Raw genomic sequence first — 24,742 nt, forward strand, 5'->3', positions numbered from 1 at the left:
AGAAGGAAAGAACCTTGATCGATCGTCGTGCCTGTATCGGGGCGGGCCTGGCCCTAGCTGCCAGCGACGCTCTGCCGGCTGAAGCGAAGTCGCGCAAAGGCATCGTCGGGCGTCAGGGCACCCGGCTGGTGGTTGCCGGCCGGCGCTACCGCTTTGTTGGCGCGAACATGTGGTCGGGCGCATATCTTGGCGCTGATGGCCCGTTCGGCAACCGTGACCGCTTGCGCCGTGAGCTCGATGCCCTGGTTGCGACTGGAGTGACGAACCTGCGCCTGCTCGCCTCGGCCGAAGAGGGCCCTCTCAAAAACTCGGTGCGCCCTGCCTTCCGCACTGCGGCCAAGAGCTACGACCCCACCCTGCTCGCTGGCCTTGATTACTGCCTCGCCGAAATGGGCCAGCGTGGCATCAAGGGCGTGCTGTACCTGACGAATTTCTGGGAATGGTCGGGCGGCATGATGACGTACCTCAGCTACGTCAACGGCGGCCAGTATATCGACATGAACGACCCGGCCCACCCCTGGCCGGAGTTCGCGGACCGGACGTCGGCCTTTTATTCCACGCCCGCCGCGGTCGCGCTATACCATGATTATGTTCGCAGCGTCGTCGGGCGAACCAACACGATCACCGGCCAGCGCTATGCCGATGACCCAGCGATCATGGCGTGGCAGCTTGCCAATGAAGCACGGCCGGGCGGCAGCGAAGCGGTGGGTCGCCGCAATCTGCCTGCTTTCACGGCCTGGGTGCGCGGCACCGCACGCTTGATCAAGTCGATCGACCCCAATCACCTCGTATCAACGGGCAGCGAGGGACTGAAGGGTTCGCTGGAAGACGCCGCGATCTACACGCAGGTTCATCAGGCACCGGAGATCGACTATTGCACGGCCCACGTGTGGCCGCTCAACTGGACCTGGGTGGACGACAAGGACCTGGCCGGGACCGAGAAGGCCGGCGCCGCCAAGGTTGCCGATTACCTGGATAGTCACGTCGCGCTTGCCCGACAGATCGGGAAGCCGCTGGTCATAGAGGAATTCGGCTTCCCCCGCGACGTTGGCTATTCTCCCTCGGCCAGCACCGCGTTCCGCGACCGCTATTACCAGCAGATCTATGCGGCGGTGATGGCCGGCACCGGTCCGAACGGCCCGGTTGCCGGTTCGAACTTCTGGGGCTGGGGCGGCGAGGGCCGGGCCGAGCATCCGGACTTCCGGTTCCAGCGTGGCGACCACAGCTACCTCGGCGATCCGCCGCACGAACCGCAGGGTTGGTACAGCGTGTTCGACACCGACAACTCGACACGAGCGATCATCCGCGATCACGCGGCGGCCCTGGCCCGGCTGACCTGAACGGTCGGGCTGTCGCGCCTTTGCCGCTGGCGGGCCGGGCAGCTGTGCAAAGCTGCCCTTACCTCCACACAAGCAGGCAGGCGGTTGCGGGTTGCGGCCCGGGGGAGCAAATCCCCCGATCATGACAAGCCTTCTCGATCCTGCCAGTCGCGGTCGCGTCATCCTGGTCGGTGCTGGGCCCGGTGATCCCGGCCTGCTCACCGTTCGCGCCGTGGAGGCGCTGCGCGAGGCTGATGTGGTCGTGCATGACGGCCTGATCGATCCGCGCGTGCTCGATTTCGCACCCTCGACCGCACAGCGCATCTCGGTCGCGAAGAGCCGCAACCGTCACACCTTGCCCCAGGAAGCAATCAACGCCCTGATCGTCGCGCACGTGAAGACGGGCGCGATCGTGGTGCGCCTGAAAGGCGGCGACCCCTTCATCTTCGGCCGCGGCGGCGAAGAGGTGGAGGCGGTCCGTGCAGCGGGCCTGCGGGTTGAGGTTATTCCCGGTGTCTCGGCGGCGCTTGGCTGCGCGGCAGAGGCCATGTTGCCGCTGACCCATCGCGATCATAGCTCGGCGGTGTCGTTCGTCGCCGGCCAGTGCAAGGGCCTGTCCGAGCAGGACTGGTCGGGGCTTGCCGGCCAGGGCCGCACGCTTGTCATCTACATGGGCGTCGCGACCGCGGGCGATATCGCCGACAAGCTGATGGCGGACGGGGTTGCCCCCGACATGCCGGTCGCGGTGCTGGAAAAAGGTACGCTCGCCGGCCATCGCGCGCTGCGCACGCTGCTGGCGGACCTCGGACCTATGGTGGCGCGCGAACGGGTGGTCAGCCCGGCGATCATCGTCGTGGGTGAGGTGGTGCTCCTGTCGGACGCGGAGGACCGGCTTGCCCGCTGGGCCCGCGTCGCCGAAGGGCTGTCGGCATGAAGCTCCTTACCGGAAACGACCTGCCCACGGGCGATGTGGTCTGGTGGACCGGGTCCGGTTGGTCCCGTCATCTGGCCGACGCTGCCGATGTCGGGGCCAATGGTGAGGCCGTCGCCCGGGCCGAAGAAGGTGCCCGCCGCGTGAACGGCCCCTACGTGATTGACGCGACGCCAAGCCCCGAGGGGCCCCGCCCCGCGCATATCAAGGACCGCATCCGCGCGCTTGGCCCCACCGTGCGCCCTGACCTGACATTGAAGCCGGCCGATCCCGATGCCGGTGCCTGGGTAATCTGATGTATCGCTATGACGAATATGATCAGGGCATCGTCGATGCCCGGGTCGACGAGTTCCGCGACCAGGTGGCGCGCCGCCTGTCCGGCCAGCTGACCGAGGACCAGTTCAAGCCGCTCCGGCTGATGAATGGGCTCTACCTTCAACTGCACGCCTATATGCTGCGCGTCGCGGTCCCTTATGGCACGCTTGACAGCCGTCAGATGCGAATGCTCGGCCACATCGCAAGAAAGTACGACCGCGGCTACGGGCATTTCACCACCCGTCAGAACATCCAGTACAACTGGATCAAGCTGTTGGACGCGCCGGACATCCTGGCCGAGCTTGCGACGGTGGAGATGCATGCCATCCAGACCAGCGGCAATTGCATCCGGAACATCTCGTCCGACCAGTTCGCCGGCGCTGCCGCGGACGAAGTGACGGACCCGCGGCCCTGGGCGGAGCTGATCCGCCAATGGTCGACCTTCCACCCCGAATTCAGCTACCTGCCCCGCAAGTTCAAGATCGCCGTGATTGCGGCGGACGAGGATCGCGCCGCCATGCGCCTGCACGACATCGGCATTCAGCTGGTCAGCCGGGATGGCCAGGTCGGGGCCCGCATCTTTGTCGGCGGCGGCATGGGCCGGACACCGATGATCGCGCCCGAAATCCGCGACTTCGTGCCCGCGGACGACCTGATGAGCTATCTGGAAGCGTGCCTGCGCGTCTACAATCGCTACGGCAGGCGCGACAACATCTACAAGGCGCGGATCAAGATCCTGCTGCACGAGATCGGCGCGGACGAGTATCGCCGTCAGGTCGAGGAGGAGTTCGCCCTCGTCAAGCAGCTCGGCATCGACCCGCCAGCGACCGAGCTAGAGCGGATCAGCGCCATGTTCGCGCCGCCGCCCTTCGACGCGAATGCATCGGCAGAGGTCGACCGCAGCGATCCCGATTTCGCGGTGTGGCTCGACCAGAACACCCGCGCTCACAAGCAACCCGGCTACGCCATCGTGACGATCAGCCTGAAGCCGGTGGGCGGTATCCCGGGCGATGCATCCGCCGACCAGATCGACGTCATGGCTGACTTGGCGCAGCGCTACAGCGCCGACGAGCTGCGGGTTACCCACGCGCAGAACATCGTCCTGCCGCATGTCCGCATCGCCGACCTGGCAGCGGTGTGGCAGACACTGACCGAGGCTGGGCTGGCCGAGGCGAACCTCGACCTGATCAGCGACATCATCGCCTGCCCCGGCCTTGATTATTGCAGCCTCGCTAACGCCCGTTCGATCCCGGTCGCGCAAAAGATCGCGACCCGCTTCGCCAGCCCGGAGCGACAGCGGGATCTCGGCGAACTGAAGCTCAAGATCTCAGGCTGCATCAACGCCTGCGGCCACCATCATGCCGGCCATATCGGCATTCTGGGGGTCGACCGGAAAGGCACCGAAAACTTCCAGTTGCTGCTCGGCGGGTCGGGTGCGGAGGATGTCAGCCTTGGCAAGATCACCGGGCCGGGCTTTTCCGAAGACGGTGTGGTCGACGCGATCGAACGCGTCACCGACCGCTATCTCGCGGTCCGGACGGAGGGCGAACGCTTCCTGGACACCTATCGCCGCGTCGGCATGGAGCCGTTCAAGGAGGCTATCTATGGCTGATGCCGATCAGACCGACATCGGCGGCGAACCCGAGTTGCGCTTCCGCGACGACCAGCCCCATGACGAGCCGGCGGTAACGCTCGACGCGTTCCTCGTCGAACAATCGAATGCCACGGCAGTGCGGCTGGAAGCCGGCGACGATGCTCGCGCGCTCCTGCCGTACCTTGATCGGCTGGCGCTGATCGAGGTGAGCTTTCCGACCTACCGGGACGGCCGCGGTTATTCCTCAGGGCGAATCCTTCGCGAGGCCGGCTATAAGGGCGAATTGCGGGCAGCAGGTGACGTGCTGGTCGACCAGTTGCCGCACATGCGCCGCTGCGGCTTTGACAGCTTCGCGCCCGAAGCGGAGATCGACGCCGCCACGCTCCGCCGCAGCCTTTCGCGTTACGACCAGGTCTACCAGCGAGCCGCTGACACGGCCGTGCCCGTGTGGAAACGTCGGCATGGCTGAAGCCGGCCGCCGACCTGACGTGATCGACACGGCACCGGCCTTCTCCGCTGTGGAAGCAGAGGCGCTGGAAGACCGCTTTGCCGGTGTCCCCGCGCCGGACATGCTGCGCGTGGTGCTGGGCGAGATGCGCGGCCGCATCGCTGCAGTGTCGTCGTTCGGCGCGGAGTCGGCGGTGCTGCTCCACATGGTCGCCGCGGTCGATCCCGCGACCCCGGTCATCTTCACCGATACCGGCCGCATGTTCCCCGAAACGTTGAGCTACCGCGACAGGCTGGTCGAGCATCTGGGACTGACAAACATTCGCGTCTTTGCTCCCGATGCGGTCCGCCTGGCCGCGCGTGACCCGTCGAATGAACGCTATGCCTATGATCCTGACGGATGCTGCGAGATACGGAAGGTGGAGCCGCTTACCCGCGCTCTCCTTCCATTCGATGCGTGGCTTTCGGGACGCAAAGGCTTCCAGGCCGGCACCCGACGCGCCCTGCCGCGCTTCGAGGCGGAGGACGGGCGGCTGAAGCTGAACCCGCTCGCCGATTGGCGGAAACCCGACCTCGAGGCCTATTTCCTGCGCCACGACCTGCCCCGCCATTCACTCGAGGCTCAGGGTTATCCGTCGATCGGCTGCATGCCCTGCACCAGCCCGGTCAGGCCCGGTGAAGACCCGCGCGCAGGGCGGTGGCGCGGGTTCGACAAGATCGAGTGCGGTATTCACCAGGTATCCAGTCTGGGGCAACGCTGACCGGCAACCCTGGCGCCCCCAATTCGTTGCCCGTCGGACCGAATGGAGAGTTCACCGATGGCTGATGGGGAAATTGGGATGTCACGACGCGACGTAATGGGCGGCGCGGCCGTGGGGATCGCCGCGGCCGGCGTCAGCAGCGACGCGGGCGCGCAGACCGCGCAAAGCACCGCTGCCCCGCTGACTGACCCGACAACCAAATATCCGCGCCCGCCTTTCTCAACCGGCATGCAGCCCTTCCCGGGGCTTGCCGGCAAGATGACCCCGCGTCCCGACCATGGCGAAACAAGCTACAAGGGGTCCGGCCGGTTGCAGGGCCGCAAGGCCCTGATCACCGGGGGCGACTCCGGCATGGGCCGCGCTGCTGCCATAGCTTACGCGCGTGAGGGCGCCGATGTCGCGATCAGCTACCTTCCCGCCGAGGAGCCCGACGCCAAGGAGGTCGCCGACCTGATTCGCGCCGCTGGCCGCAAGGCAGTGCTGCTGCCCGGCGACATCCGCGACGAGAAATGGTGCCGCACCATGGTCGACCGCGCTGTCAAGGAACTGGGCGGGCTGGACATACTGGTCAACAATGCCGGCCGCCAGCAGCAGCGCCAATCGCTGGCCGAACTGACCAGCGATGACTTCGACGCGACCATGAAGACCAACATCTATGCGATGTTCTGGATCACGCAGGCGGCACTGCCGCACATGCCCACCGGCTCCACCATCATCCAGACGACCTCCGAACAGGCATATGACCCGTCGGAGAACCTGGTCGATTACGCCATGACGAAGGCGGCGATGATGAATTTCACCAAGAGCCTCGCCAAGCAGCTTGGCCCCAAGGGCATCCGCGTCAATGGCGTCGCGCCCGGCCCGATCTGGACGCCGTTGCAGGTCGCAGGCGGCGCAACCGCGGAGAAGCTGAAGCAGTTCGGCGGGGACACGTCGCTTGGCCGACCTGGCCAGCCGGTCGAGCTTGCCTCCATCTACGTCCAGCTCGCCGCCGCCGACGCCAGCTTTGCGACCGGCCAGGTCTATGGCGCGGCGGGCGGCACGGGCCAGCCCTGACCGGACGATCAGCGCCTGGGCGGTGGCGTGCCCACGCCCAGGCGCCGCGCGTTCACCTGATCGCGAAGCACCGTGGTGCGATCATCCAGCTAACGCTGCTCCGCGTCGGACAGCCCGTCCAACACAAAACGGACCGCCATGCCGCCGACAATGTCCGCCTCACGCGGCAAGCGAAAGGCCGCGCTCTTGCTCGACTGGCCATTGTTGCGCCCGTCGTGAATTCGCTCACGGAGATCGCCTGGATCGCGACTTTCGCCGGTGACCGCGCGCATCTCGACCGGCCCGCCAAAGCTTCCAGTCCTTCCAGTAAACTGCGCGCCTGCGGGCACGGTAAGCGGTGCAGTAGGAAAACGAGAGAGCGCTTGATCAAGGCTCCCCAAATTGCGCTTCAATGCTCTGATCTGCGCCATGAACGCGGGCCGAACGTCAACGCCGCGCCGCCTCCCGGTCTGCAAGGCTCAACTCGTTCACCCACTCATGATCAACCACGATGATCGACCGCACCGGCCGCCCATCAGCGTCGAGTGAGGGTCGGTAACGGAAGCGTTGTTCGATCAGGCGGCATGTCGTTTCGTCCAGCGCCACGCTCCCGCTCGAATGAGTGATCCGGCATCCGGTGGCTCGGCCATCGACCTCGACATAATAGCGCACCGACACGACACCGCCCTCACCCGCGTCGCCCGCGCCCGGAGGCCAGTCGCGGTCGGTGATCTTGCCCTTGATCCGCCTGGGCGCGGTGTCGAGCCCATCACCATCGCCGTCGCCCGACCCGCCGCTACCCGTGCCGTTCCCGTGCCCGCCCGCGCCGGTACCAGGCCCCGGTACCTGGGCCGCGCCCTGGCTCGCCTGCATACCCAGTCCCGCAACCGGCGCGACGATCATTGGCGGGGGCTGGATCGGGAGCACGACGGGCTCGGGGGCCACGAGTTCGGTCGCATTGGAACGAAGGTTGGGCGGTGCCGCCTCACCCCGGCGGCGATGCACCCTGTGGCGCGCTGGCACGATGCGAACCGGCTTGGGCAGCGTTTCGAGCTCGGGCGAGAAGACGGCCAGCCCGTCATCCTCGCTCCGGCTTTGGTCGAACCGCGACCCGATCAGCAACAGCCAGCCCAGCAACGCCGTTAACACGGCCGCGGGAACGACCGCCACCGCCTGTCCCCGCCGTGAAACCTGATACGCCATGTCCGGGAGGTGGGCGCCCGCCAGCGGCGCGGCAAGTCGCCCCCCTGGTCAGCCCCGCTCAGTACCCGGCATAGTCGGAGAACCGGGTGATCGTCGGGTCGAACTTCAGCAAGACCTTGCCCGTCGCGCCGTGTCGCTGCTTCGCAACGATCAACTCGGCCAGGCCGTAGATCCGCTCCATGTCGGACATCCAGCGCGCATGATCCTCATGCGTCTTGGAGTCGTCACCGTCCTGGGGCTTCTTGGGCTCCTTGGCGGCCATGTAGTAATCTTCGCGGAAGACGAACCAGACCATGTCCGCGTCCTGCTCGATCGAACCAGATTCACGCAGATCCGACAACATCGGCCGCTTGTCCTCACGGCTTTCCACCGCACGGCTGAGCTGTGAAAGGGCAAGCACCGGGACGTTCATGTCCTTGGCCAGCGTCTTCAGGCCACGGCTGATCTCCGAGATTTCCTGCACGCGACTACCGTCGGTCGCCTTGCCCGACCCGGTCAGCAGCTGCAGATAGTCGACCACCACCAGGCCGATCTCGTTGTTGTGACGCCGCTGCAGCCGCCGCACGCGGGTATGCAGCGCGCTGATCGACAGGCCGCCGGTGTCGTCGATGAACAAGGGCAGGTTCTCGAGCTCGGCAGCTGCCGCAGCCAGCTGCGCGAACTCCTGCTTGCTGATCTTGCCCATGCGCAAGCTTTCGGAGCTGATCCGCGATTGCTCCGCCAGAATACGTGTGGCGAGCTGATCCGCGCTCATTTCCAGGCTGAAGAACGCGACCTTGGCCCCGACCGAATCCTTGGGCGCGATCCCGTCCGCCATGTCGCGCATCCAGCGGCGCGCGGCGTTGAAGGCGATGTTGGTCGCAAGCGACGTCTTGCCCATGCCGGGCCGGCCCGCCAGGATCATCAAGTCCGAATGGTGCATGCCGCCGATCTTGGCATTGATCGAATCGAGCCCGGTCGTGACGCCCGACAGATTGCCGCCCGAGTTCAGCGCCCGTTCGGCCATCTTGACCGCCATGGTGGTCGCCTGGGCAAAGGTCTTGACGGCGTTCTCGGTCACGCCCTCTCCGGCGACCTTGTAGAGCTCCTCCTCCGCGAGCTCGATCTGCGCGCGTGGGTTCACCTCTTCCGAGGTGTCGATCGCGCGCTCCACCAGCGTCCGGCCGACGGTGACCAGCGCGCGCAGCATGGCTAGATCATAGATCTGCTGCGCGAACTGGCGCGCACCGATCAGCCCGGCGCCAGAGCCGGTCAGGCCGGCAAGATAGGCGGGGCCGCCCAGTTCCTTCATGCCCTCGTCCGCTTCGAACATCGGGCGCAACGTCACTGGCGTCGCGAGCATGTCGTTGCCGCGCAGCGTCTTGATCGCGGCAAAGATGCGCCCGTGGACGGGTTCAAAGAAGTGAACCGGCTCCAGCCGGTCGACCAGATCGTCCGCCAGGCGATTGTCGATCATCATGGCGCCCAGCATCGCGGCCTCCGCCTCGACGTTGCGGGGCAGCTGCTGGGGTTCGTGGGTCGCGGTGGGGGCGGGAATCGGAAAAGCGAGTGTGGCCATCCGCGCACCTTATCCCTTGATGCCCCATCGCGACCATCCGGCGTGATCGAGAATGTTTGTCGGCTCGTCGCAACCGTCCTACGAGGCGGCATGGCCGATCCGCGGATCATCGAGGTCGAGCTTGACCAGGACAGCATTGGCTGGCGTTCGGGGGACGTGGACCAGGAACGCCGCGTCGCGATCGTGGACCTGATCGAGAACAATCATTTCGCGCCTCAACGTCTTTACCCGGACGGCTATGCCGGCCCGTTCAAGCTGCACCTGGCCAGTGCGGAAGGGCGGCTGGGGCTGGGCCTGCACCGCATTGACGGCAGCCACCTGGAAACACTGGTCCTCGCCATGGGCCGGTTCCGGCGGCTGATCCGCGACTATTTTGCCTTGTGCGACAGCTATTACCGCGCGATCCGGCAAGCGACGGCCGGACAAATCGAAACGGTGGACATGGCGCGCCGGGCGATTCACAACGAAGGCGCCGAGCTGCTCCGTGAGCGGCTGGAGGGAAAGATAGACGTGGACTTCAATACGGCGCGACGGCTCTTCACGCTCATTTGCGCGCTGCACATCAGGAACTGACGACATGCTCTGGGGTCTTGCCCGCCCGATCGGGTGGCTGCTCGCGCTCGGCCTATTGGTCATGGGCGGCTGGATCGGCGCCACTCGATGGCACCCGTCAATCGCGCGCTACCCGCTCCAGGGGATCGACCTGCCGATCGATCCGGGCCCGGTCGACTGGGGCACCGTGCGGGCCTCGGGCGCGGACTTCGCGTACATCGTCGCAACCGACGGTGCGCGTCGGCGCGCGCTGGATTTCGAGGCAAATTGGGCGGCATTGCCCGACGCGGGGCTACGGCGCGGCGCGGTGCACCTGTTTTCGCTCTGCCAGCCCGCGGTCGACCAGGCGAATGCGTTCAACGTCGTGGTGCCTCGCGTGGATGACGCCCTTCCCGCTGCGGTCGACATTTCGTTCCGGCCAGACTGTGCCGATCGTCCCGAACCGGCGAAGCTGATTGCGGACCTGCGCGGCTTTCTCTCGACGGTTGAGGCGCATACCGGAAAGCCGGTGCTGGTGCGTGTGTCGCGCTCCGTTGATCGGGCATTCGGCATCACCGCCGCGCTGCCCCGGCCCGTGTGGGCAGTCGGCAACATCCTCACGCCCAGCTACCCGGCGCGAACCTGGCAGATGTGGCGCGCGACCGACATGCGGCATATCGACGGGACAGAGGGTCCGGTGGGCTGGAACGTGGTGGCGCCCTGAGCGCGTGAGAGGCAGCATGAGCGACGACAAGACCAGACTGATCGAGGCGGCTCGCGCGGCGGCACTCCATGCGCACGCACCTTATTCGCGCTTTGCGGTGGGTGCTGCACTGTTGATGGCGGATGGCAGCGTCGTGACCGGCGCGAATTTTGAGAACGCCAGCTACGGCCTGTCACTGTGCGCCGAAACGGTCGCGGTCGCCACGGCCAGTGCCCAGGGGCGCTTGCGGGAGATCGTGGCGGTGGGGGTGATCGGCGGGGCCATGGACTCCGATGGTCGCGCGACGGGCGCCGTTCCGGTCAGTCCCTGCGGCCGGTGCCGGCAGGTGCTCAACGAAGCGGCCCAGATGGGCGGCCGTGACCTGCCGGTTCATTGCGGCGCAGCCGAAGGCAATGCGGTGCGCAGCTACCGTTTGTCGGAGCTGTTGCCCGACGCCTTCGGACCGGCGGACCTGGGCATCGACTAACGTCCAGTCACCCGGAACCGCAGCAGCCGCCACACCCGTGCCGGATGGCCGGGCGGCCGGGGATGCGGTTCCAGGTCCATCCGGGCAAGCATCGCCAGCGCGCCTAGCCCGCGCAATCGCGAGGGCCAGCGCGTTGCAAACGCCTCTTTCAATCGTGCGGCAGCCTGATTTCGCGCGTGCATTGCGACTTCCTGCGTCGACAGGTTGCGTGACAGGTCTGCGAGCGCCCAGCCCTGCCCTGCCGCTGCCGCCGCCGCCGCTGCTGCTGAGCTAACGTCACCCAGCATCCGCGCCGCCGCCGTGAACAGCCCACCGCCACGCGCGCGGGCGTGTTCGTCCACGGCCACATCGTCGAGCACGGGCGCGAGTAGCGCTTCCCAACCCTCAACCACGGCCGCCAGCTGCGCTCCGCTGACACCATGAGGGAGCACCTTCGCCGCCAGTGCCGCCAGCACCGGCTCGGCAGGCGGCGGGGACCGGTCGAGTGCCTCAAGAGCATCGCGCCACCAAACCAGCCGCATCTGCCCCACGATCGGCTCACGCGTGGAGCGCAGGATCCCGCCCAGCGTCCGGTCTAGCGCCAACAGGGCTGCCATCCCCTCACGCCGGTCCGCAGGGACATAGCGCAGGGCGAGGCCCTGCTCTGCTGCACTCCCCTCGGCAGCGGTTATCTCGGATTTAATCATGACGCTTCAAACGCCCTTAGCGGGGCCGGGTCCATATCCGACCGGAATTGTAAGGTGCGGGCAGAACGGATGACCAGGGCAGTCGTGAACAGGGGCCAGAGCGGGGGCGGCGTATTGGCGCGGCTCGTCCGCGACGTGCGCGCCGCGGCCCTTGCCTGGATGTGCATCGCCATAATTCCATTCTGCGGCATGGTCGGCGGTGGGGTCGACATTGCGCGCATGTACATCGCCAAGACACGGCTGCAGCACGCATGTGACGCGGGCGCGCTTGCCGGCCGCAAGCAGATGGGATCGGGAACCTGGGGCTCCGACGACCTGACCGCCGCAAACCGCTTCTTCAACGCGAACTACCGGACCGGTGCGTATGGCACCAATGCCCTGACCCGCGAATTCACCGAGAATGCTGGCAAGGTAACCGGTAGCGCCAGTGCCACGGTGCCAATGACGCTGATGCGTGTCCTTGGCCGCAAGCAGGAGACACTCAGCGTCAGTTGCGACGCGGAGATGCGGCTGCCGAATACGGATATCATGTTCGTGCTCGACAACACCGGGTCGATGAACGAGCGCCCATCGGGCGACACGCAAACCAAGCTGCAAAGCCTGAAGGTCGCCGTGAAGTGCTTCTACGAGATCGTGGCGCGGCTCGATACGGATGCAAATTGCACGACCGGTACGCCGTCGGGCGGGACTGGTAACCAGGTACAAATTCGCTTCGGGTTTGTGCCCTACGCTACCAACGTCAATGTCGGTGGCCTTCTCAAACCCGAGTGGCTTGCCGACACCTGGCCCTATCAGTCCCGCCGCGGTCGCTGGTGGGACATTGACCCCAGCAAGGCTAAGGCCAAGACTACCAAGATCAGCGTTGATGGTGTTCCGTCATTGATGTGCAATGACAGCACTGCAACATTGTACAAATACAACAAGTTCACTGAGTCCGTGTCGACTACGTCTTACCAATGGTACCCGACCGGCACCAAGAGAACCACTCACAGTGAGCAACTCAGCAATTACACTTGGAATTTCAACAACGGAAAGAGTACCTGCTCCACGGATCAAACCGTCACGGATAACGAGTTCACGCTGACCGAGCTTGAGGACCCAGCGGCGGGCGACGAATGGTGGGACTGGCGCTACTCCCAATTCTTCCAGAGGGTTTCAGCCCTTAAGAACGGTAGCAGCTTCAACACGGGCCTTTCGGCCTGGATCGGCAATAACGGTACGAAGAAGCCAATGAACTGGGATGGCTGCGTAGAGGAGCGCGCCACAGTCAAGCAGGCGAGCTACTCCCCCATTCCGGCGGGAGCTCGCGACCTTGATTTGGATTCTGTCCCAACCGCTGGCGATGCGGGCAGCCTTTGGGGGCCACTCCTACCTGGCATGATCTACACGCGCCGTGATGACGCCGGAAATTTTACCATGTCCGATCGCTACAACAGGGATACGCCGAAGGATGGGTCAGTTTACGGCTGTCCGCTCGCAGCGAAGAAGCTGCAATCATGGCCCGATGCAGGCCTTTTCGGCGGCTATGTCGACTCAATGACGGCGGGGCCAAACACATACCATGACATTGGCCTGAGTTGGGGCGGCAGATTGATGTCAGCCGGCGATAATAACGGCAACGGAGGTCTGTTCGCGTCGGAGAACAAGTACACACCACAGGGCGGCGAGATCGACCGGCACATGATCTTCATGACCGATGGCGACACGTGCACGGACAGTTCCAATTACCAGGCCTATGGTATTGCTTGGTACGATCGGCGACAGACGGACAGCGGCACCGTTCCAAGTGAAGGCTGTACCAACAACGGCGTGCTAACACAGCAAGTGAACGCACGCACCACCGCCGTCTGCAATGCCATTAAGAACAAGAACATCACTCTGTGGGTGATCACCTTTGGCTATGTCGACCCAACAACGGTGACGCGTCTTACGGCGTGCGCCACCTCAGGCCGCTATTATAGCGCCAACAATGCGGCGGAGATCCAGGCGACATTCGCGTCGATCGCGAACCAGATCTCCCAGCTAAGGCTCACGCAATGATGCGCGGTTTGCTGTCCCGCGACGAACGCGGTGCCACGGTGATCGAGTTCGGCATCATGGCGCCCGTGTTCTGCTGCATGCTGATCGGCGGCTTCGACATTGCGCATAGCCTCTATCTGCGTGCCACCCTGCAGGGCGTCGTGCAGAAAACGTCGCGTGACAGCGGACTGGAGGCGAACTCAGACGAGGACCGCCAGGCACTGATCGATAACAAGGTGCGCGCGCAGGTTCGCGCCTTGGTCAACAATTCGGACATCAAGTTCGAGCGCCGGTTCTACCGCAGCTTTACGGACGCGGCGGCCGCTCGAGCGGAAGATTGGACGGATACCAACGGCAACGGCCGTTGCGACGCCGGAGAGCCGTATACCGACACGAACAACAACAGCACATGGGACGACGACGGCGGCGACGCCGGTCAGGGCGGCGCCAAGGACAAGACCGTGTACACCGTCACGGTCACCTACCCGCGCATGCTACCGCTGCACAAGTTCGTCCCCAGCCTTCCGGCGACGCAGACCGTGGTCGCGGAATCGGTACTCCAGAACCAGCCCTATACCGACCAGGGCTCCTACACTGTCACCAAGACCGTCCGGAACTGCCTATGACTCGCTTGCTTGCCCGGCTGCGCGATCAGCACCGTGGCGTGGCGTTGATCGAGTTCGCCCTGATGGCGCCGATCTTCATCACGATGATACTCGGCGGATCGGAGCTCGCCAACTATATCACGGTGCGAATGCGTATCAGCCAGATCGCGCTGCAGATCGCCGACAACGCAGCACGGATGGGCAACGGCTCGAAGCTCTCGGCAAAGAAGATCACCGATGTCGACATCAACGACCTGTTCCAGGGCGCCCAGATGGAGTCGGGTGGCGATAAGGGGCTCGATCTCAAGAAGAACGGCCGCGTGATCTTGTCGGACGTCGAACCCGTCGCAAACACCTCCACCAACTCGACCTACAGGATCGGCTGGCAACGTTGCTTTGGCGATCAGACCTCGCATGCGTCTGCGTTCGGGCGGTCGGGCGACACGAACCTTGTGGGCGTCGGACCTAGCACCGCCTTGGCCAGCGGCTACACACAAACGATCGCGCTTCAGGATGGCGCCACCATGTTCGTTGAGGTGTTCTACAAATACCAGCCGCTGATCGCCGGTAAGTGGATCGCGGAGAAGAACATAACCGAGGTCGCGTCCATGTCGGTCCGCGACCGCCGCGACCTGACCAGCGATTCCAGTGCCGGCTCGGCCGCAACGCATCCCGATGGCGTTTACAAGGTCGCAGGGGTCACCCCCGCGACCTGCTGACAAAGCATATGGGCCGCTACCGCCTTACTGGCGGTAGCAAACCTTCTTCACCGCGCGGACGACCTTGTCCGCGTTGATGAGCGCTTCCTTCTCGAGATTTGCGGCGTAGGGCAGCGGCACGTCCTCGTCCGTGACACGCAGCACCGGCGCGTCGAGGTCGTCGAAGCCTTCTTCCATCACGAACGCCGCGACTTCGGACGCGATCGAGCAGGTCGGCCAACCCTCTTCCACCACGACGAGGCGATTGGTCTTCGCCAGGCTCTTCAGCACCGTCTTGCGATCGAGCGGGCGCAGCGTGCGCAGGTCGATGACCTCCGCATCGATACCCTCGGCCGCCAGCGTCTCGGCCGCTTCCAGGCTCACGCCCACGCCAATCGAGTAGGACACGATTGTCACGTCCTTGCCCGCCCGCATCACTCGCGCCTTGCCGATCGGCAGAACGAAGTCGTCGAGCTTGGGCACTTCAAACGTGCGACCGTAGAGCAGCTCGTTCTCGAGGAACACGACGGGATCCTCGGTCTGGATTGCCGCCTTGAGCAGCCCCTTGGCGTCCTGCGCATCATAAGGTGCGATCACGATCAGGCCGGGAACGCTGGCGTACCAAGGGCCGAAGTTCTGTGAGTGCTGCGCGCCCACGCGGCTTGCCGCGCCGTTCGGACCACGGAACACGATGGGACAGCGCATCTGGCCACCCGACATGTAGTTGGTCTTGGCGGCCGAGTTGATGATGTGGTCGATCGCCTGCATGGCGAAATTGAAGGTCATGAACTCGACGATCGGGCGAAGGCCGCCCATCGCCGCGCCCGTGCCGACGCCCGCGAAGCCGTATTCGGTGATCGGGGTGTCGATCACCCGCTTGTCGCCGAACTCGTCCAGCAGGCCCTGGGTGACCTTGTAAGCGCCCTGATACTGCGCAACCTCTTCGCCCATGACGAAGACGCGCGGATCCTTGCGCATTTCCTCGGCCATGGCATCGCGCAGAGCCTCGCGAAGGGTGAGCTTCACCATTTCGGTGCCGGCCGGCACCTCCGGGCTGTCGACCTCAGCTGTGTGGCTTGCCGCCTCGAACAGCTGACGCGCGCCAGTCTCAACCTGCTTGGGCTCAGGGGTCGCTTCACCCTTCTGGTCAGCCGCCTCGCCCTGCTCGATGCGGGGTGCTTCGGCCTCGGACTTGCCCTCGCCGGTCGCGACGGGCTCTTCGCCCTCGCCGGTGAGCTGCATGATCACGGTGCCGACCTTTACGTTGTCGGTACCCTCGGCAACCAGGATCTTCGCCACGGTGCCTTCGTCAACCGCCTCGAATTCCATCGTCGCCTTGTCGGTCTCGATCTCGGCCATGATGTCGCCGGATTTTACCTGATCGCCTTCCTTGACCAGCCACTTGGCCAGCGTGCCCTCTTCCATGGTAGGGGACAGCGCGGGCATCTTGATCTCAATCGCCATCTCAGTAGCTCTCCACCAGCACGTCGGTGTAGAGTTCGCCCAGCTGCGGCTCGGGCGTGCTTTCGGCGAAGTCGGCGCTTTCGTTCACGGTTTTCCTGATCTCTTGCTCGACGGTTTTGAGCTGGTCCTCGCCGACCCCCTGCTCGCCCAGCAACCGCTTGACGAATTCGATCGGGTCGGACTTGTCGCGCACGGCCTGGACCTCATCGCGCGAACGATATTTGGCCGGGTCGGACATGGAGTGACCGCGGTAGCGATAGGTCTTCATCTCCAGGATGATCGGCCCCTTGCCGGCGCGCACCCAGGCAAGCGCTTCTTCCGCGGCGCCACGGCAGGCGAGCACATCCATGCCGTCCACCTGGATGCCGGGAATGCGGAAGCTTTCGCCGCGCTTGTAGAACTGGTCCTCGGAGCTCGCACGGCTGACCGAAGTGCCCATCGCGTACTGGTTGTTCTCGATGACGTAGATGATGGGAAGGCCCCACAGCTGCGCCATGTTGAAGCTTTCGTACACCTGGCCCTGATTGGCAGCACCATCACCGAAATAGGCAAGGCAGACCCCGCCGTCTTCGCTGTATTTGTGGCCAAAGGCGAGGCCCGTGCCGAGCGACACCTGCGCGCCGACGATGCCGTGGCCGCCGTAGAACTTATGCTCGACGCTGAACATGTGCATCGAGCCGCCCTTGCCCTTGCTGATGCCCGACGCGCGGCCGGTCAGTTCGGCCATCACGTCGCGCGGTTCGATCCCGCACAACAGCATGTGGCCATGGTCGCGATAGCCGGTGATCACCGAGTCCTTGTCGCTGAGCGCGGACTGGAGCCCGACCGCAACCGCCTCCTGGCCGATATACAAGTGGCAGAAGCCGCCGATCAGGCCCAGGCCATAGAGCTGCCCTGCCTTTTCTTCGAAGCGGCGGATGAGCAGCATGTCCTTGTAGAACTGCAGCAGCTCATCCTTGGACGCCTGATAGGGCTGCGGCTCTGCCGGGCGTTCGCGATTGGGAATCGCCGGCTCTGCGGCAGCGCTGGCGGGGGGTTTTGCCACGGGTAACGAACCTCGTTTGATCCGGGAAGGGAAGTGGGTCGCGTATAGGCCCGCCGCCAGAAAGGGCAATTCCCCCCGCCACAGCCATGCTTTGTATCACAACGCCCCGACCATGCGATTCCCGGAACGGCACACAGCTGGGCATGGCGGGGGCAAAGGCGCAATTACTTGCTCGATCGCGCGCCGCCCGGCAAAGCCGCGCGTGATGGCCGCACCTCCACACCCGCTGACGATCCACAACTTCCGCGCTTATTGGTTGTCGCGCTTCTCCGGCACGATCGCCGTCAGCGCCATGTCGATCGTGATCGGCTGGCAGGTGTACAACATCGCCCGGCTGAGCATGGGGGTTAACGAAGCAGCGTTTCTGCTTGGCATGATCGGCTTTGCCCAGTTCGTGCCCTTGTTCCTGCTGACGCCCATCGTGGGACTGGTTGCCGACAGCGTGGACCGCCGCTGGATCGTGCGCGCGACCACGACACTGCTGGTCGTGACCGCCGCGACCCTGGGTTACCTCACCTGGTCGGACCAGTTGACCCTCTCCGCGCTGTTTTCCGCCGCTGTCGCGTTTGGCGTTGCGCGCGCCTTTTCAGGCCCGGCCTATTCGGCGCTGGCCCCCAATCTGGTGCCCCGCGAAAGCCTTCCCACCGCCATCGCGGTCAGCTCTATCGCGTGGCAAGTCGGCACCATCGCCGGGCCGAGTGTCGGCGGGCTACTGTACGCGATCCATCCGGATGTCGCCTACGGTACTGCGACCGTGCTATTTCTGATCGCGCTGCTGTTCATGTTCCTGATTGGCCCGGTGCCTCAACCGCCGGCGCAAACGGACCATCGCCCGCTTGCGCGCATAGCGGAGGGCTTTCGCTACGTCCGCCGCAACCGGCTGGTCCTTGCTACCATCACGCTGGACCTTTTCGCCGTGCTTCTCGCCGGTGCGACCTCGCTGCTGCCGGTCTATGCCCGCGACATTCTCAAGGTCGGATCGCAGGGTCTGGGTGTGCTGGCGGCGGGAATGGGCATCGGCGCGGCGATTACCGCCATCTTTTTCTCGTTCCGGCCCATGTCGACCAATGTCGGGGTGAAAATGCTGATTTCCGTCGTCATCTTCGGGCTCGGCATTCTGACCTTTGGCGTTGCCACGCCCATCACCAACGCACTCGGGCTCTATCCCGGCAGGATTGACCTGTTCGGCGAGACATTCTCCGTCGCTCCCGCCTTCCTGCTCAGCCTGATCGCCCTGATCATCGCGGGCGGCGCGGACATGGTGTCCGTCTATGTCCGGCAATCGCTTATCCAGCTCCATACACCTGACGCGATGCGCGGCCGGGTCAGCGCGGTGTCGCAGTTGACCATTTCCGCCTCCAATGAACTGGGTGAGTTTGAAAGCGGCGTGCTCGCCTCAGTGCTGGGCCCGGTCGGCGCAGTGGTGTTCGGCGGTGTTGGAGCGATCGCCGTCACGCTGGGCTGGGCGCGACTGTTTCCGGAACTTGGAGCGGCGCGGACCTTTGATCCCCCCGACATGCTCGCAATCGAACCGCAGCACGGAGAAGCCAAGCCATGAAGGCGAATACCATCCTCGACACCATTGGACAGACGCCGCACATCCGCGTCCAGCGGCTGTTCCCCGGCTCGGAAGTCTGGATCAAGTCTGAAAGGTCAAACCCCGGCGGCTCGATCAAGGACCGTATCGCGCTTGCCATGGTCGAAGCGGCGGAGCGCGACGGGCGGCTGAAGCCCGGCGGCACCATTGTGGAGCCGACCAGCGGCAACACCGGCATCGGCCTTGCCATGGTCGCCGCGGTGAAGGGCTACAAGATTGTCCTCGTCATGCCCGAGTCGATGTCGCTCGAACGACGGCGCCTGATGCTTGCCTATGGAGCGACGTTTGACCTCACCCCGCGTGAAAAGGGCATGAAGGGCGCGATCGAACGCGCGATGGAAATCGTGGACCAGACGCCCGGGGCCTGGCTGTGCCAACAGTTCGAGAACCCGGCGAATGTCGAGGTTCACACGCGCACCACCGCGCAGGAAATCCTGGACGACTTTCGCGACAGCCCCATCGACGTGATCATCACGGGTGTCGGCACCGGTGGCCACATCACCGGCGTTGCCGAAACGCTGAAGAAGGAGTGGCCGAACCTGAAGGTATTCGCGGTTGAGCCGTCGGCGTCGCCCGTGATCGGCGGCGGCCAGCCTGGGCCCCATCCGATCCAGGGGATCGGCGCCGGATTCATTCCCCGGAACCTCCATACCGATGCGATCGACGGCGTGATCGAGGTCGACGCCGCGGTGGCGAAGGACATGGCCCGTCGCGCCGCACGCGAAGAGGGCATGTTGGTCGGCATCTCCTCGGGCGCGACCCTCGCGGCCATCTTGCAAAAGCTGCCCGACCTCCCCGACAACGCACGCGTGCTCGGCTTCAACTACGACACGGGCGAGCGATACCTGTCGGTGCCCGACTTCCTGCCCGAAAGCTGACCTTGCCGATCTTTACGCCAGGCCATCGGGCGCAATGACATCCCGCCCACTCCTGCTCGCACTGGCAGGCATCGCGACCTTTGCGGTCACGGTGCCTGCCTGGGTCGTGTCGCATCCGCCGCGGATCGAGCCTGCCCGCGCCAGGCCGGCCGCACTCGCCCGGTTGCGCCAGCATGTCGTCGCACCGACGGAGCTGCCTCCGGTCGAGCCGATCAAGTTCGTCGACCTTCCCGCGGATGAGGCACGCGCATTCAACGCCACCGTGCCGTTCTCGACGGCGCCCAATCCGCCCGCACGCCCGTTCCGCTTCCTGGGCAAGCCCGAGGAAAGAGCGCGCGCTACCGACTGCCTTGCCGCAGCAGTGGTGTACGAGGCCGGGGACGATGCGGTCGGCGAGCGAGCGGTCGCTCAGGTGATCCTCAACCGTTTGCGCCATCCCGCCTTCCCGAAAACGGTCTGCGGCGTGGTGTTCGAGGGTGCCGAGCGGACCACCGGGTGTCAGTTCACCTTCACCTGTGATCATGCGTTGACCCGCTGGACCCCGAACGAGGCCGCCTGGCGCCGGGCGCGCGAAGTCGCGGCCGCGGCGCTCGCGGGCAGCGTGTACAAGCCGGTCGGCTACGCGACCCACTACCATACCGATTGGGTGGTCCCCTATTGGCAGGCGAGCCTGGACAAGATCACGGCGGTTCACACCCACCTTTTCTTCCGGTGGTCCGGCTGGTGGGGCACACCGCCTGCCTTCAACCGCAGCCAGTCAGGCGCGGAGCCGACCATAACCGAGCTCGCCGTTCTGTCGGACGCACACCGCACGGGCGCGGCGCTGGCGGAGGCTGATGCCGCACTGGGCGAGGCGGCGATCGCCAGCCTTGCTGCCGCGGTCGTGGGCACCCCTTCCAATGCCGGCCCCGATGCGGATGGCTTTGTCGCGGTCCTGGATGCGCGCGCGCCTTCCGATACGTTCCGCGCGACCGCCGAGCAGACCTGCGGCGACCGACCGCATTGCAAGTTCCTGGGCTGGGTCAGCGCTCAGCAGGTGCCCAAGTCGGCCGACGCGGTCACGCCCGACCAGATGAATTTCATGTCGTTCAGCTATCTGCGCGATCGGGCAAGCGGCTTCGAGAAGGCGTTGTACAATTGCCGCCAGTTCAAGCGCGCGGACCCACGCGATTGCATGAAGCAGCAGGTGGCACTGACCATTCCACCGGTCGCGGGAACCGGCACCAAGAACGACGGGGCTGTTCCGGCCGCAGGCGGACAGGCCCGCGTTCCCGAGGACCTGCCCGGAGTTCGGCGCCGCACGCCTGCGCCGGCGCCTTCCCCAAGCTCCTTGGCAACGCCCCAAACCTAAGCCCCGGGGCGTCACCGTTCAGGCGGCCAGGAACATCTCCGGCGCCAATGCCATCACCGTCTCTGCGCCGCCCTCGATCTTGCGGCGCAGGGCGCCGGTTTCGGGCAGGATGCGTTCGCCGAAGAACCTGGCCGTGACCAGCTTTGCGTCCAGGAACGCCGAATCGCCCTCGCCACCGTCACGCAGCCGGGCTGCCGCGGTGCTCATCCGCAGCCACATCAGCCCCGTCGCTACGATGCCCAGCAGGTGCATATAGGGCACAGCGCCCGCACCGATGTTGTTCGGATTGCGCATACCGTTCGCCAGGAACCACATGGTCGCGGCCTGAAGGTCGCCCAGCGCCTTCTCCAGGCGGGTCGCAAGGTCTGCGGTCGCGTCGATCGCCTTCGCCGCCGCTACCTCCTCGGCAACGATGCGGCCAAACGCCTGGATCGCCCGTCCGCCATTCTGCGCCAGCTTGCGCCCGACCAGGTCCATCGCCTGGATGCCGTTCGTCCCTTCATAGATCTGGGCGATACGGGCGTCGCGAACATACTGCTCCATGCCCCATTCCTGGATGTAGCCATGCCCGCCATAGACCTGCTGCGCGTCGGTCGCGATCTTGTAGCCCATATCGGTGCCATAGCCCTTGATCACCGGCGTCAGGAGCCCGATCAGGTCCGCCGCCATCTGGCGCTCGCCCTCATCGGCGGCCTGGTGCTCCAGATCGACTTGCAAGGCGCCCCACAGGCATAGCGCGCGCAAGCCCTCGGTCAGTGCCTTGGCCTCCATCAGCATCCGCCGCACGTCCGGGTGGACGAACAGCGTGTCCGCCTTTTCGTTCGGCTCAGCAGGACCGGTCAGTGCCCGGCCCTGGCGCCGGTCGCGGGCATAATGGACCGCGTTCTGGTACGCCGTTTCTGCGACGCCCAGCCCCTGAAGCCCCACGCCCAGGCGCGCGGCGTTCATCATGATGAACATGGCGGCGAGGCCCTTCATCTCCTCCCCGACAAGCCAGCCAGTCGCCCCGTCATAGTTCATGACGCAGGTCGCATTGCCGTGGATGCCCATCTTGTGCTCGATCGAGCCACAGCTGACCGCGTTACGTTCACCCAGCGAGCCGTCGTCGTTCACCATGACCTTTGGCACGACAAACAGGCTGATACCCTTGGATGAGTCGGGCGCTCCCGGCGTCTTGGCGAGCACCAGGTGAATGATGTTGTCGGTCAGGTCATGTTCGCCCGCCGAAATGAAGATCTTGGTCCCGGTGATCCTGTAGGACCCGTCAGCCTGCGGCTCCGCGCGAGTGCGGATCAGCCCCAGGTCGGTGCCGCACTGCGGCTCCGTCAGGTTCATGGTGCCGCCCCATTCGCCTGACACCATCCGAGGAACGTACTTCTCCTGCTGCTCTGCGCTGCCTTTCGCCAGCAGCGCCGCAATCGCACCATGGGCCAGCCCCGGGTACATCGCGAACGCCATGTTGGCGGAAATCATATACTCCTGGAACGCGGTCGAGACAACGTGCGGCATCCCCTGCCCGCCATACGCCTCGGGCGCGGACAGCGTGCCCCAGCCCGATTCGACAAACTGGCTGTATGCTTCCTTGAACCCGGGCGCGGTGGTCACGCGGCCATCCTCGTGCCGCGTGCAGCCATGGCTGTCGCCGACCTGGTTCAGCGGGAACAGCACCTCGGCAACGAAGCGCCCGCCCTCTTCCAGCACGGCATCAACCGTATCGGGCGTAGCGTTGGCAAAGCCCGGCAGATTGGCGTGCCGATCCAGCCCGACAACATGCTCGAGCACAAAGCGGGTATCGCGAACGGGGGGCGTATATTGGGGCATGGAGTTCAGGCCTTTGCGGGTTCGGCGCTGGCCTCGACCAGCGAGATGAAGTCGGTCAATTCGGCAATGGCTGCATCGATGTCGCGCTTCTGGTCGCACAAGGTCGCGATCCGTTGACGGCAACGCTCCACCGTCAGTTCGCGCTGCGCCTGTCGGCCATCGCCCAGGTCATACAAGTCGATCATCTCGCGGATCTCACCCAGCGAGAAACCCACACGCTTACCGCGCAGGATCCAGGCGAGCCGTGCGCGGTCGCGGTGCGAATAGATGCGTTGCGTACCGCGCCGCTCCGGCGCGATCAGCCCTTCATCCTCGTAAAAGCGCAACGCGCGGGGAGTTACGTCGAACTCGGCGGACAGGTCGGAAATGGAGTAAGCGTCCCGGTCGGCGCGCGGCGTGATCGGAGCATGGGCGGAAATCGTCGCCATGCTTCGCCTTCTACTTTGCGTTTACGTCAACGTCAACCTGTACACAGCGGTTGACCGCGTGGCGTACGCAGGGTCGCGGCTTCCGACGCCGACCCGCTTAACTGCTCGACCGTGAATGATTCGAGCGACGCCCGCCCCGTGCACAGGGCCGCGCAGTCCTTTGGCAGGTCCGGCGGAAATACCATCCGCTCGCCATCGAAGCGTGCCTTGACCGTGCAGCGGCCCGCCTTGACCGTCAGCTGCTCACCATCGCGCTCCACCGTACCGCTCGCGGCACAGCCCTGCCCATCCCCATAGTCCACCAGCAGACCGATCCGGCTCACCCCCTTGTTCCCAGGCACCACACAGGCGCGGTCGGTATCGAGCGCCCAGGACCCGGTCAGGCTGGCATGGCGCGGATCGGGGATCAGGCCGGCGCCGGTCGCCGCCGCCTCCAGCCGAGCGCCCGGGTTAGCGTCGGGGGTCGCCGGCTGAGGCTCGCCACATGCGCCCAGAGCCAGCGTCAGGGCGCACAGGACCGCTGACTTCACGCCGTCCGGACCAAGGCGTCGCCCTCTATCCGCCGATAGAAGCAGCTCCGCGCACCAGTGTGGCAGGCTGGGCCGGCCGGCTCTGCCAGCACCAGCACGGCGTCCTGGTCACAGTCGATCAGCAGATCGGCCACTCGCAGCACGTTTCCTGAGCTTTCGCCCTTCTTCCACAGTCGCCCCCGGCTGCGGGACCAGAAATGCGCGTCCCCCGTCTCCCGCGTCGCTGCCAGCGCTTCGGCGTTCATATGCGCGACCATCAGCACCTCACGCGTGGTCGCATCCTGAACGACTGCGGTGACCAGCCCAGCGGCATCGTATCGGGGGTTCAGGGCCAGGGTCTTGTCGCGTCCAGTATCCATTCGCCCCTCATAGCTACCGTAAGAACCCGCTCCAACCCGATTGCACCGTCAGCCTGTTGGCCTCGCCCGCACTACACGATAGGCTACAGCCAAACGGAGAAACCAAGGTCATGCTCGACAGGCTCTTCCTCGACCACCCGCGCAGCGTTGGTGAGCATTATGGCGAACACGCACTCGTCGCGGGACGCTTCGGCATTGCCATGGTCGCCGGGGGCGTCGCCTGCCTGATCCACGCGATCGTGCCGGCGCTTTTCACCCGAACGGGAAGCAATACTGTACGCCGCCTCCACGCCACCATGAGTGCGCGCACGCCAGGTGGCGCCGTCCAGCAGCATATCCCGCGCGAGTCGCCCTGGCAGCTGACCTATGAGATCTGA

The 24,742-nt window shown here is 65.2% G+C and carries 27 protein-coding genes; 17 read left to right on the top strand and 10 right to left on the bottom strand.

Annotated elements, in window-relative coordinates:
• The first annotated feature begins 14 nt into the window (after window positions 1–14).
• From FHS94_RS04265 to FHS94_RS04295, 7 genes are all read left to right on the top strand, one after another.
• The gene (locus tag FHS94_RS04265; protein ID WP_221234531.1) at window positions 15–1,340 is read left to right on the top strand and encodes a glycoside hydrolase 5 family protein; all 1,326 of its coding nucleotides are present in this window, start codon (window positions 15–17) and stop codon (window positions 1,338–1,340) included.
• A gap of 121 nt (window positions 1,341–1,461) precedes the next feature.
• On the top strand, window positions 1,462–2,253 hold the full coding sequence (cobA, locus tag FHS94_RS04270; protein WP_184055004.1) for a uroporphyrinogen-III C-methyltransferase: 792 nt from the start codon (window positions 1,462–1,464) through the stop codon (window positions 2,251–2,253).
• A complete protein-coding gene (locus tag FHS94_RS04275) occupies window positions 2,250–2,546 on the top strand; it encodes a DUF2849 domain-containing protein (protein ID WP_184055006.1) in 297 nt (98 codons plus the stop codon). The genes cobA and FHS94_RS04275 overlap by 4 nt, the downstream gene beginning before the upstream one ends.
• Entirely contained in the window at window positions 2,546–4,177 is a 1,632-nt protein-coding gene (locus FHS94_RS04280; protein WP_184055008.1) for a nitrite/sulfite reductase, read from the top strand. Before FHS94_RS04275 ends, FHS94_RS04280 begins: the two co-directional genes overlap by 1 nt.
• The gene (locus FHS94_RS04285) at window positions 4,170–4,628 is read left to right on the top strand and encodes a DUF934 domain-containing protein (protein ID WP_184055009.1); all 459 of its coding nucleotides are present in this window, start codon (window positions 4,170–4,172) and stop codon (window positions 4,626–4,628) included. The genes FHS94_RS04280 and FHS94_RS04285 overlap by 8 nt, the downstream gene beginning before the upstream one ends.
• Complete coding sequence (locus FHS94_RS04290; protein WP_184055011.1) at window positions 4,621–5,367, top strand: phosphoadenylyl-sulfate reductase; 747 nt, start codon at window positions 4,621–4,623, stop codon at window positions 5,365–5,367. The genes FHS94_RS04285 and FHS94_RS04290 overlap by 8 nt, the downstream gene beginning before the upstream one ends.
• A gap of 57 nt (window positions 5,368–5,424) precedes the next feature.
• A complete protein-coding gene (locus FHS94_RS04295) occupies window positions 5,425–6,423 on the top strand; it encodes an SDR family oxidoreductase (RefSeq protein WP_184055013.1) in 999 nt (332 codons plus the stop codon).
• Between the two features lie 89 nt (window positions 6,424–6,512).
• Here FHS94_RS04295 and FHS94_RS04300 read toward each other — a convergent pair whose 3' ends face one another.
• The 3 genes from FHS94_RS04300 to FHS94_RS04310 are packed head-to-tail and all read right to left on the bottom strand — an operon-like array spanning window position 6,513 to window position 9,163.
• Complete coding sequence (locus FHS94_RS04300) at window positions 6,513–6,833, bottom strand: hypothetical protein (RefSeq protein ID WP_184055015.1); 321 nt, start codon at window positions 6,831–6,833, stop codon at window positions 6,513–6,515.
• 16 nt (window positions 6,834–6,849) lie between these two features.
• A complete protein-coding gene (locus FHS94_RS04305) occupies window positions 6,850–7,605 on the bottom strand; it encodes a TonB family protein (RefSeq protein WP_184055017.1) in 756 nt (251 codons plus the stop codon).
• Window positions 7,606–7,663: 58 nt separating this feature from the next.
• On the bottom strand, window positions 7,664–9,163 hold the full coding sequence (locus tag FHS94_RS04310) for a replicative DNA helicase (protein WP_184055019.1): 1,500 nt from the start codon (window positions 9,161–9,163) through the stop codon (window positions 7,664–7,666).
• A 90-nt stretch (window positions 9,164–9,253) separates the two neighbouring features.
• Here FHS94_RS04310 and FHS94_RS04315 point away from each other — a divergent pair, with 90 nt between their 5' ends.
• The 3 genes from FHS94_RS04315 to FHS94_RS04325 are packed head-to-tail and all read left to right on the top strand — an operon-like array spanning window position 9,254 to window position 10,884.
• Window positions 9,254–9,736: a UPF0262 family protein gene (locus tag FHS94_RS04315; RefSeq protein ID WP_184055021.1), complete on the top strand. Its 483-nt coding sequence runs from the start codon at window positions 9,254–9,256 to the stop codon at window positions 9,734–9,736.
• Window positions 9,737–9,740: 4 nt separating this feature from the next.
• Window positions 9,741–10,418, top strand: coding sequence for a GH25 family lysozyme (locus FHS94_RS04320; protein ID WP_184055022.1), 678 nt, complete (start codon window positions 9,741–9,743; stop codon window positions 10,416–10,418).
• 16 nt (window positions 10,419–10,434) lie between these two features.
• Entirely contained in the window at window positions 10,435–10,884 is a 450-nt protein-coding gene (locus FHS94_RS04325; protein WP_184055024.1) for a cytidine deaminase, read from the top strand.
• Here the strand turns inward: FHS94_RS04325 and FHS94_RS04330 are convergent.
• Entirely contained in the window at window positions 10,881–11,570 is a 690-nt protein-coding gene (locus tag FHS94_RS04330) for a squalene/phytoene synthase family protein (protein ID WP_184055026.1), read from the bottom strand. The genes FHS94_RS04325 and FHS94_RS04330 overlap by 4 nt on opposite strands.
• A gap of 69 nt (window positions 11,571–11,639) precedes the next feature.
• Here FHS94_RS04330 and FHS94_RS04335 point away from each other — a divergent pair, with 69 nt between their 5' ends.
• Genes FHS94_RS04335 through FHS94_RS04345 form a run of 3 tightly spaced genes read left to right on the top strand, consistent with a single transcriptional unit; the run spans window position 11,640 to window position 14,913 of the window.
• Complete coding sequence (locus tag FHS94_RS04335; RefSeq protein ID WP_221234532.1) at window positions 11,640–13,610, top strand: TadE/TadG family type IV pilus assembly protein; 1,971 nt, start codon at window positions 11,640–11,642, stop codon at window positions 13,608–13,610.
• On the top strand, window positions 13,607–14,215 hold the full coding sequence (locus tag FHS94_RS04340) for a TadE/TadG family type IV pilus assembly protein (protein WP_184055030.1): 609 nt from the start codon (window positions 13,607–13,609) through the stop codon (window positions 14,213–14,215). Before FHS94_RS04335 ends, FHS94_RS04340 begins: the two co-directional genes overlap by 4 nt.
• A complete protein-coding gene (locus tag FHS94_RS04345) occupies window positions 14,212–14,913 on the top strand; it encodes a TadE/TadG family type IV pilus assembly protein (RefSeq protein WP_184055032.1) in 702 nt (233 codons plus the stop codon). Before FHS94_RS04340 ends, FHS94_RS04345 begins: the two co-directional genes overlap by 4 nt.
• 24 nt (window positions 14,914–14,937) lie before the next feature.
• Here the strand turns inward: FHS94_RS04345 and FHS94_RS04350 are convergent, their stop codons facing one another.
• Entirely contained in the window at window positions 14,938–16,356 is a 1,419-nt protein-coding gene (locus tag FHS94_RS04350; protein WP_184055034.1) for a pyruvate dehydrogenase complex E1 component subunit beta, read from the bottom strand.
• Between the two features lies 1 nt (window position 16,357).
• A complete protein-coding gene (gene pdhA, locus FHS94_RS04355; RefSeq protein ID WP_184055036.1) occupies window positions 16,358–17,401 on the bottom strand; it encodes a pyruvate dehydrogenase (acetyl-transferring) E1 component subunit alpha in 1,044 nt (347 codons plus the stop codon).
• Between the two features lie 205 nt (window positions 17,402–17,606).
• On the opposite strand from pdhA, the gene FHS94_RS04360 reads away from it, so the two are divergent.
• The 3 genes from FHS94_RS04360 to FHS94_RS04370 are packed head-to-tail and all read left to right on the top strand — an operon-like array spanning window position 17,607 to window position 21,227.
• Window positions 17,607–18,959: an MFS transporter gene (locus FHS94_RS04360; protein ID WP_184055038.1), complete on the top strand. Its 1,353-nt coding sequence runs from the start codon at window positions 17,607–17,609 to the stop codon at window positions 18,957–18,959.
• Window positions 18,956–19,876 (top strand): cysteine synthase A, encoded by a 921-nt coding sequence (gene cysK, locus FHS94_RS04365; protein WP_184055040.1) that lies wholly within the window; start codon window positions 18,956–18,958, stop codon window positions 19,874–19,876. The genes FHS94_RS04360 and cysK overlap by 4 nt, the downstream gene beginning before the upstream one ends.
• A gap of 34 nt (window positions 19,877–19,910) precedes the next feature.
• Complete coding sequence (locus FHS94_RS04370; protein ID WP_184055042.1) at window positions 19,911–21,227, top strand: cell wall hydrolase; 1,317 nt, start codon at window positions 19,911–19,913, stop codon at window positions 21,225–21,227.
• An 18-nt stretch (window positions 21,228–21,245) separates the two neighbouring features.
• Here the strand turns inward: FHS94_RS04370 and FHS94_RS04375 are convergent, their stop codons facing one another.
• From FHS94_RS04375 to hisI, 4 genes are read right to left on the bottom strand one after another with little or no spacing between them, the layout of a single operon-like run.
• The gene (locus FHS94_RS04375) at window positions 21,246–23,048 is read right to left on the bottom strand and encodes an acyl-CoA dehydrogenase C-terminal domain-containing protein (RefSeq protein WP_184055043.1); all 1,803 of its coding nucleotides are present in this window, start codon (window positions 23,046–23,048) and stop codon (window positions 21,246–21,248) included.
• Between the two features lie 5 nt (window positions 23,049–23,053).
• On the bottom strand, window positions 23,054–23,476 hold the full coding sequence (locus FHS94_RS04380) for a MerR family transcriptional regulator (RefSeq protein ID WP_184055045.1): 423 nt from the start codon (window positions 23,474–23,476) through the stop codon (window positions 23,054–23,056).
• A gap of 32 nt (window positions 23,477–23,508) precedes the next feature.
• Window positions 23,509–24,006, bottom strand: coding sequence for a hypothetical protein (locus FHS94_RS04385; RefSeq protein WP_343055158.1), 498 nt, complete (start codon window positions 24,004–24,006; stop codon window positions 23,509–23,511).
• Window positions 24,003–24,365 (bottom strand): phosphoribosyl-AMP cyclohydrolase, encoded by a 363-nt coding sequence (gene hisI / locus FHS94_RS04390; protein WP_184055047.1) that lies wholly within the window; start codon window positions 24,363–24,365, stop codon window positions 24,003–24,005. Before hisI ends, FHS94_RS04385 begins: the two co-directional genes overlap by 4 nt.
• A 110-nt stretch (window positions 24,366–24,475) precedes the next feature.
• Between hisI and FHS94_RS04395 the strand changes: the two genes are divergently transcribed.
• Window positions 24,476–24,742, top strand: coding sequence for a DUF6356 family protein (locus FHS94_RS04395; RefSeq protein WP_184055050.1), 267 nt, complete (start codon window positions 24,476–24,478; stop codon window positions 24,740–24,742).

The sequence above is a fragment of the Sphingomonas aerophila genome, assembly GCF_014199305.1.
Taxonomy (GTDB): Bacteria; Pseudomonadota; Alphaproteobacteria; order Sphingomonadales; family Sphingomonadaceae; genus Sphingomonas; species Sphingomonas aerophila.

Bases quoted from the DNA above. Each gene is read 5' to 3' on its own strand.
- FHS94_RS04300 (WP_184055015.1), bottom strand. From the start codon at position 6,833: ATGGCGCAGATCAGAGCATTGAAGCGCAATTTGGGGAGCCTTGATCAA.
- FHS94_RS04350 (WP_184055034.1), bottom strand. From the start codon at position 16,356: ATGGCGATTGAGATCAAGATGCCCGCGCTGTCCCCTACCATGGAAGAG.
- FHS94_RS04305 (WP_184055017.1), bottom strand. From the start codon at position 7,605: ATGGCGTATCAGGTTTCACGGCGGGGACAGGCGGTGGCGGTCGTTCCC.
- FHS94_RS04370 (WP_184055042.1), top strand. From the start codon at position 19,911: ATGACATCCCGCCCACTCCTGCTCGCACTGGCAGGCATCGCGACCTTT.
- FHS94_RS04335 (WP_221234532.1), top strand. From the start codon at position 11,640: ATGACCAGGGCAGTCGTGAACAGGGGCCAGAGCGGGGGCGGCGTATTG.
- FHS94_RS04280 (WP_184055008.1), top strand. From the start codon at position 2,546: ATGTATCGCTATGACGAATATGATCAGGGCATCGTCGATGCCCGGGTC.
- FHS94_RS04345 (WP_184055032.1), top strand. From the start codon at position 14,212: ATGACTCGCTTGCTTGCCCGGCTGCGCGATCAGCACCGTGGCGTGGCG.
- FHS94_RS04325 (WP_184055024.1), top strand. From the start codon at position 10,435: ATGAGCGACGACAAGACCAGACTGATCGAGGCGGCTCGCGCGGCGGCA.
- FHS94_RS04290 (WP_184055011.1), top strand. From the start codon at position 4,621: ATGGCTGAAGCCGGCCGCCGACCTGACGTGATCGACACGGCACCGGCC.
- FHS94_RS04340 (WP_184055030.1), top strand. From the start codon at position 13,607: ATGATGCGCGGTTTGCTGTCCCGCGACGAACGCGGTGCCACGGTGATC.
- cobA (WP_184055004.1), top strand. From the start codon at position 1,462: ATGACAAGCCTTCTCGATCCTGCCAGTCGCGGTCGCGTCATCCTGGTC.
- cysK (WP_184055040.1), top strand. From the start codon at position 18,956: ATGAAGGCGAATACCATCCTCGACACCATTGGACAGACGCCGCACATC.
- FHS94_RS04285 (WP_184055009.1), top strand. From the start codon at position 4,170: ATGGCTGATGCCGATCAGACCGACATCGGCGGCGAACCCGAGTTGCGC.
- FHS94_RS04330 (WP_184055026.1), bottom strand. From the start codon at position 11,570: ATGATTAAATCCGAGATAACCGCTGCCGAGGGGAGTGCAGCAGAGCAG.
- FHS94_RS04320 (WP_184055022.1), top strand. From the start codon at position 9,741: ATGCTCTGGGGTCTTGCCCGCCCGATCGGGTGGCTGCTCGCGCTCGGC.
- FHS94_RS04315 (WP_184055021.1), top strand. From the start codon at position 9,254: ATGGCCGATCCGCGGATCATCGAGGTCGAGCTTGACCAGGACAGCATT.
- FHS94_RS04375 (WP_184055043.1), bottom strand. From the start codon at position 23,048: ATGCCCCAATATACGCCCCCCGTTCGCGATACCCGCTTTGTGCTCGAG.
- FHS94_RS04380 (WP_184055045.1), bottom strand. From the start codon at position 23,476: ATGGCGACGATTTCCGCCCATGCTCCGATCACGCCGCGCGCCGACCGG.
- FHS94_RS04275 (WP_184055006.1), top strand. From the start codon at position 2,250: ATGAAGCTCCTTACCGGAAACGACCTGCCCACGGGCGATGTGGTCTGG.
- FHS94_RS04310 (WP_184055019.1), bottom strand. From the start codon at position 9,163: ATGGCCACACTCGCTTTTCCGATTCCCGCCCCCACCGCGACCCACGAA.
- FHS94_RS04295 (WP_184055013.1), top strand. From the start codon at position 5,425: ATGGCTGATGGGGAAATTGGGATGTCACGACGCGACGTAATGGGCGGC.
- FHS94_RS04360 (WP_184055038.1), top strand. From the start codon at position 17,607: ATGGCCGCACCTCCACACCCGCTGACGATCCACAACTTCCGCGCTTAT.
- hisI (WP_184055047.1), bottom strand. From the start codon at position 24,365: ATGGATACTGGACGCGACAAGACCCTGGCCCTGAACCCCCGATACGAT.
- FHS94_RS04395 (WP_184055050.1), top strand. From the start codon at position 24,476: ATGCTCGACAGGCTCTTCCTCGACCACCCGCGCAGCGTTGGTGAGCAT.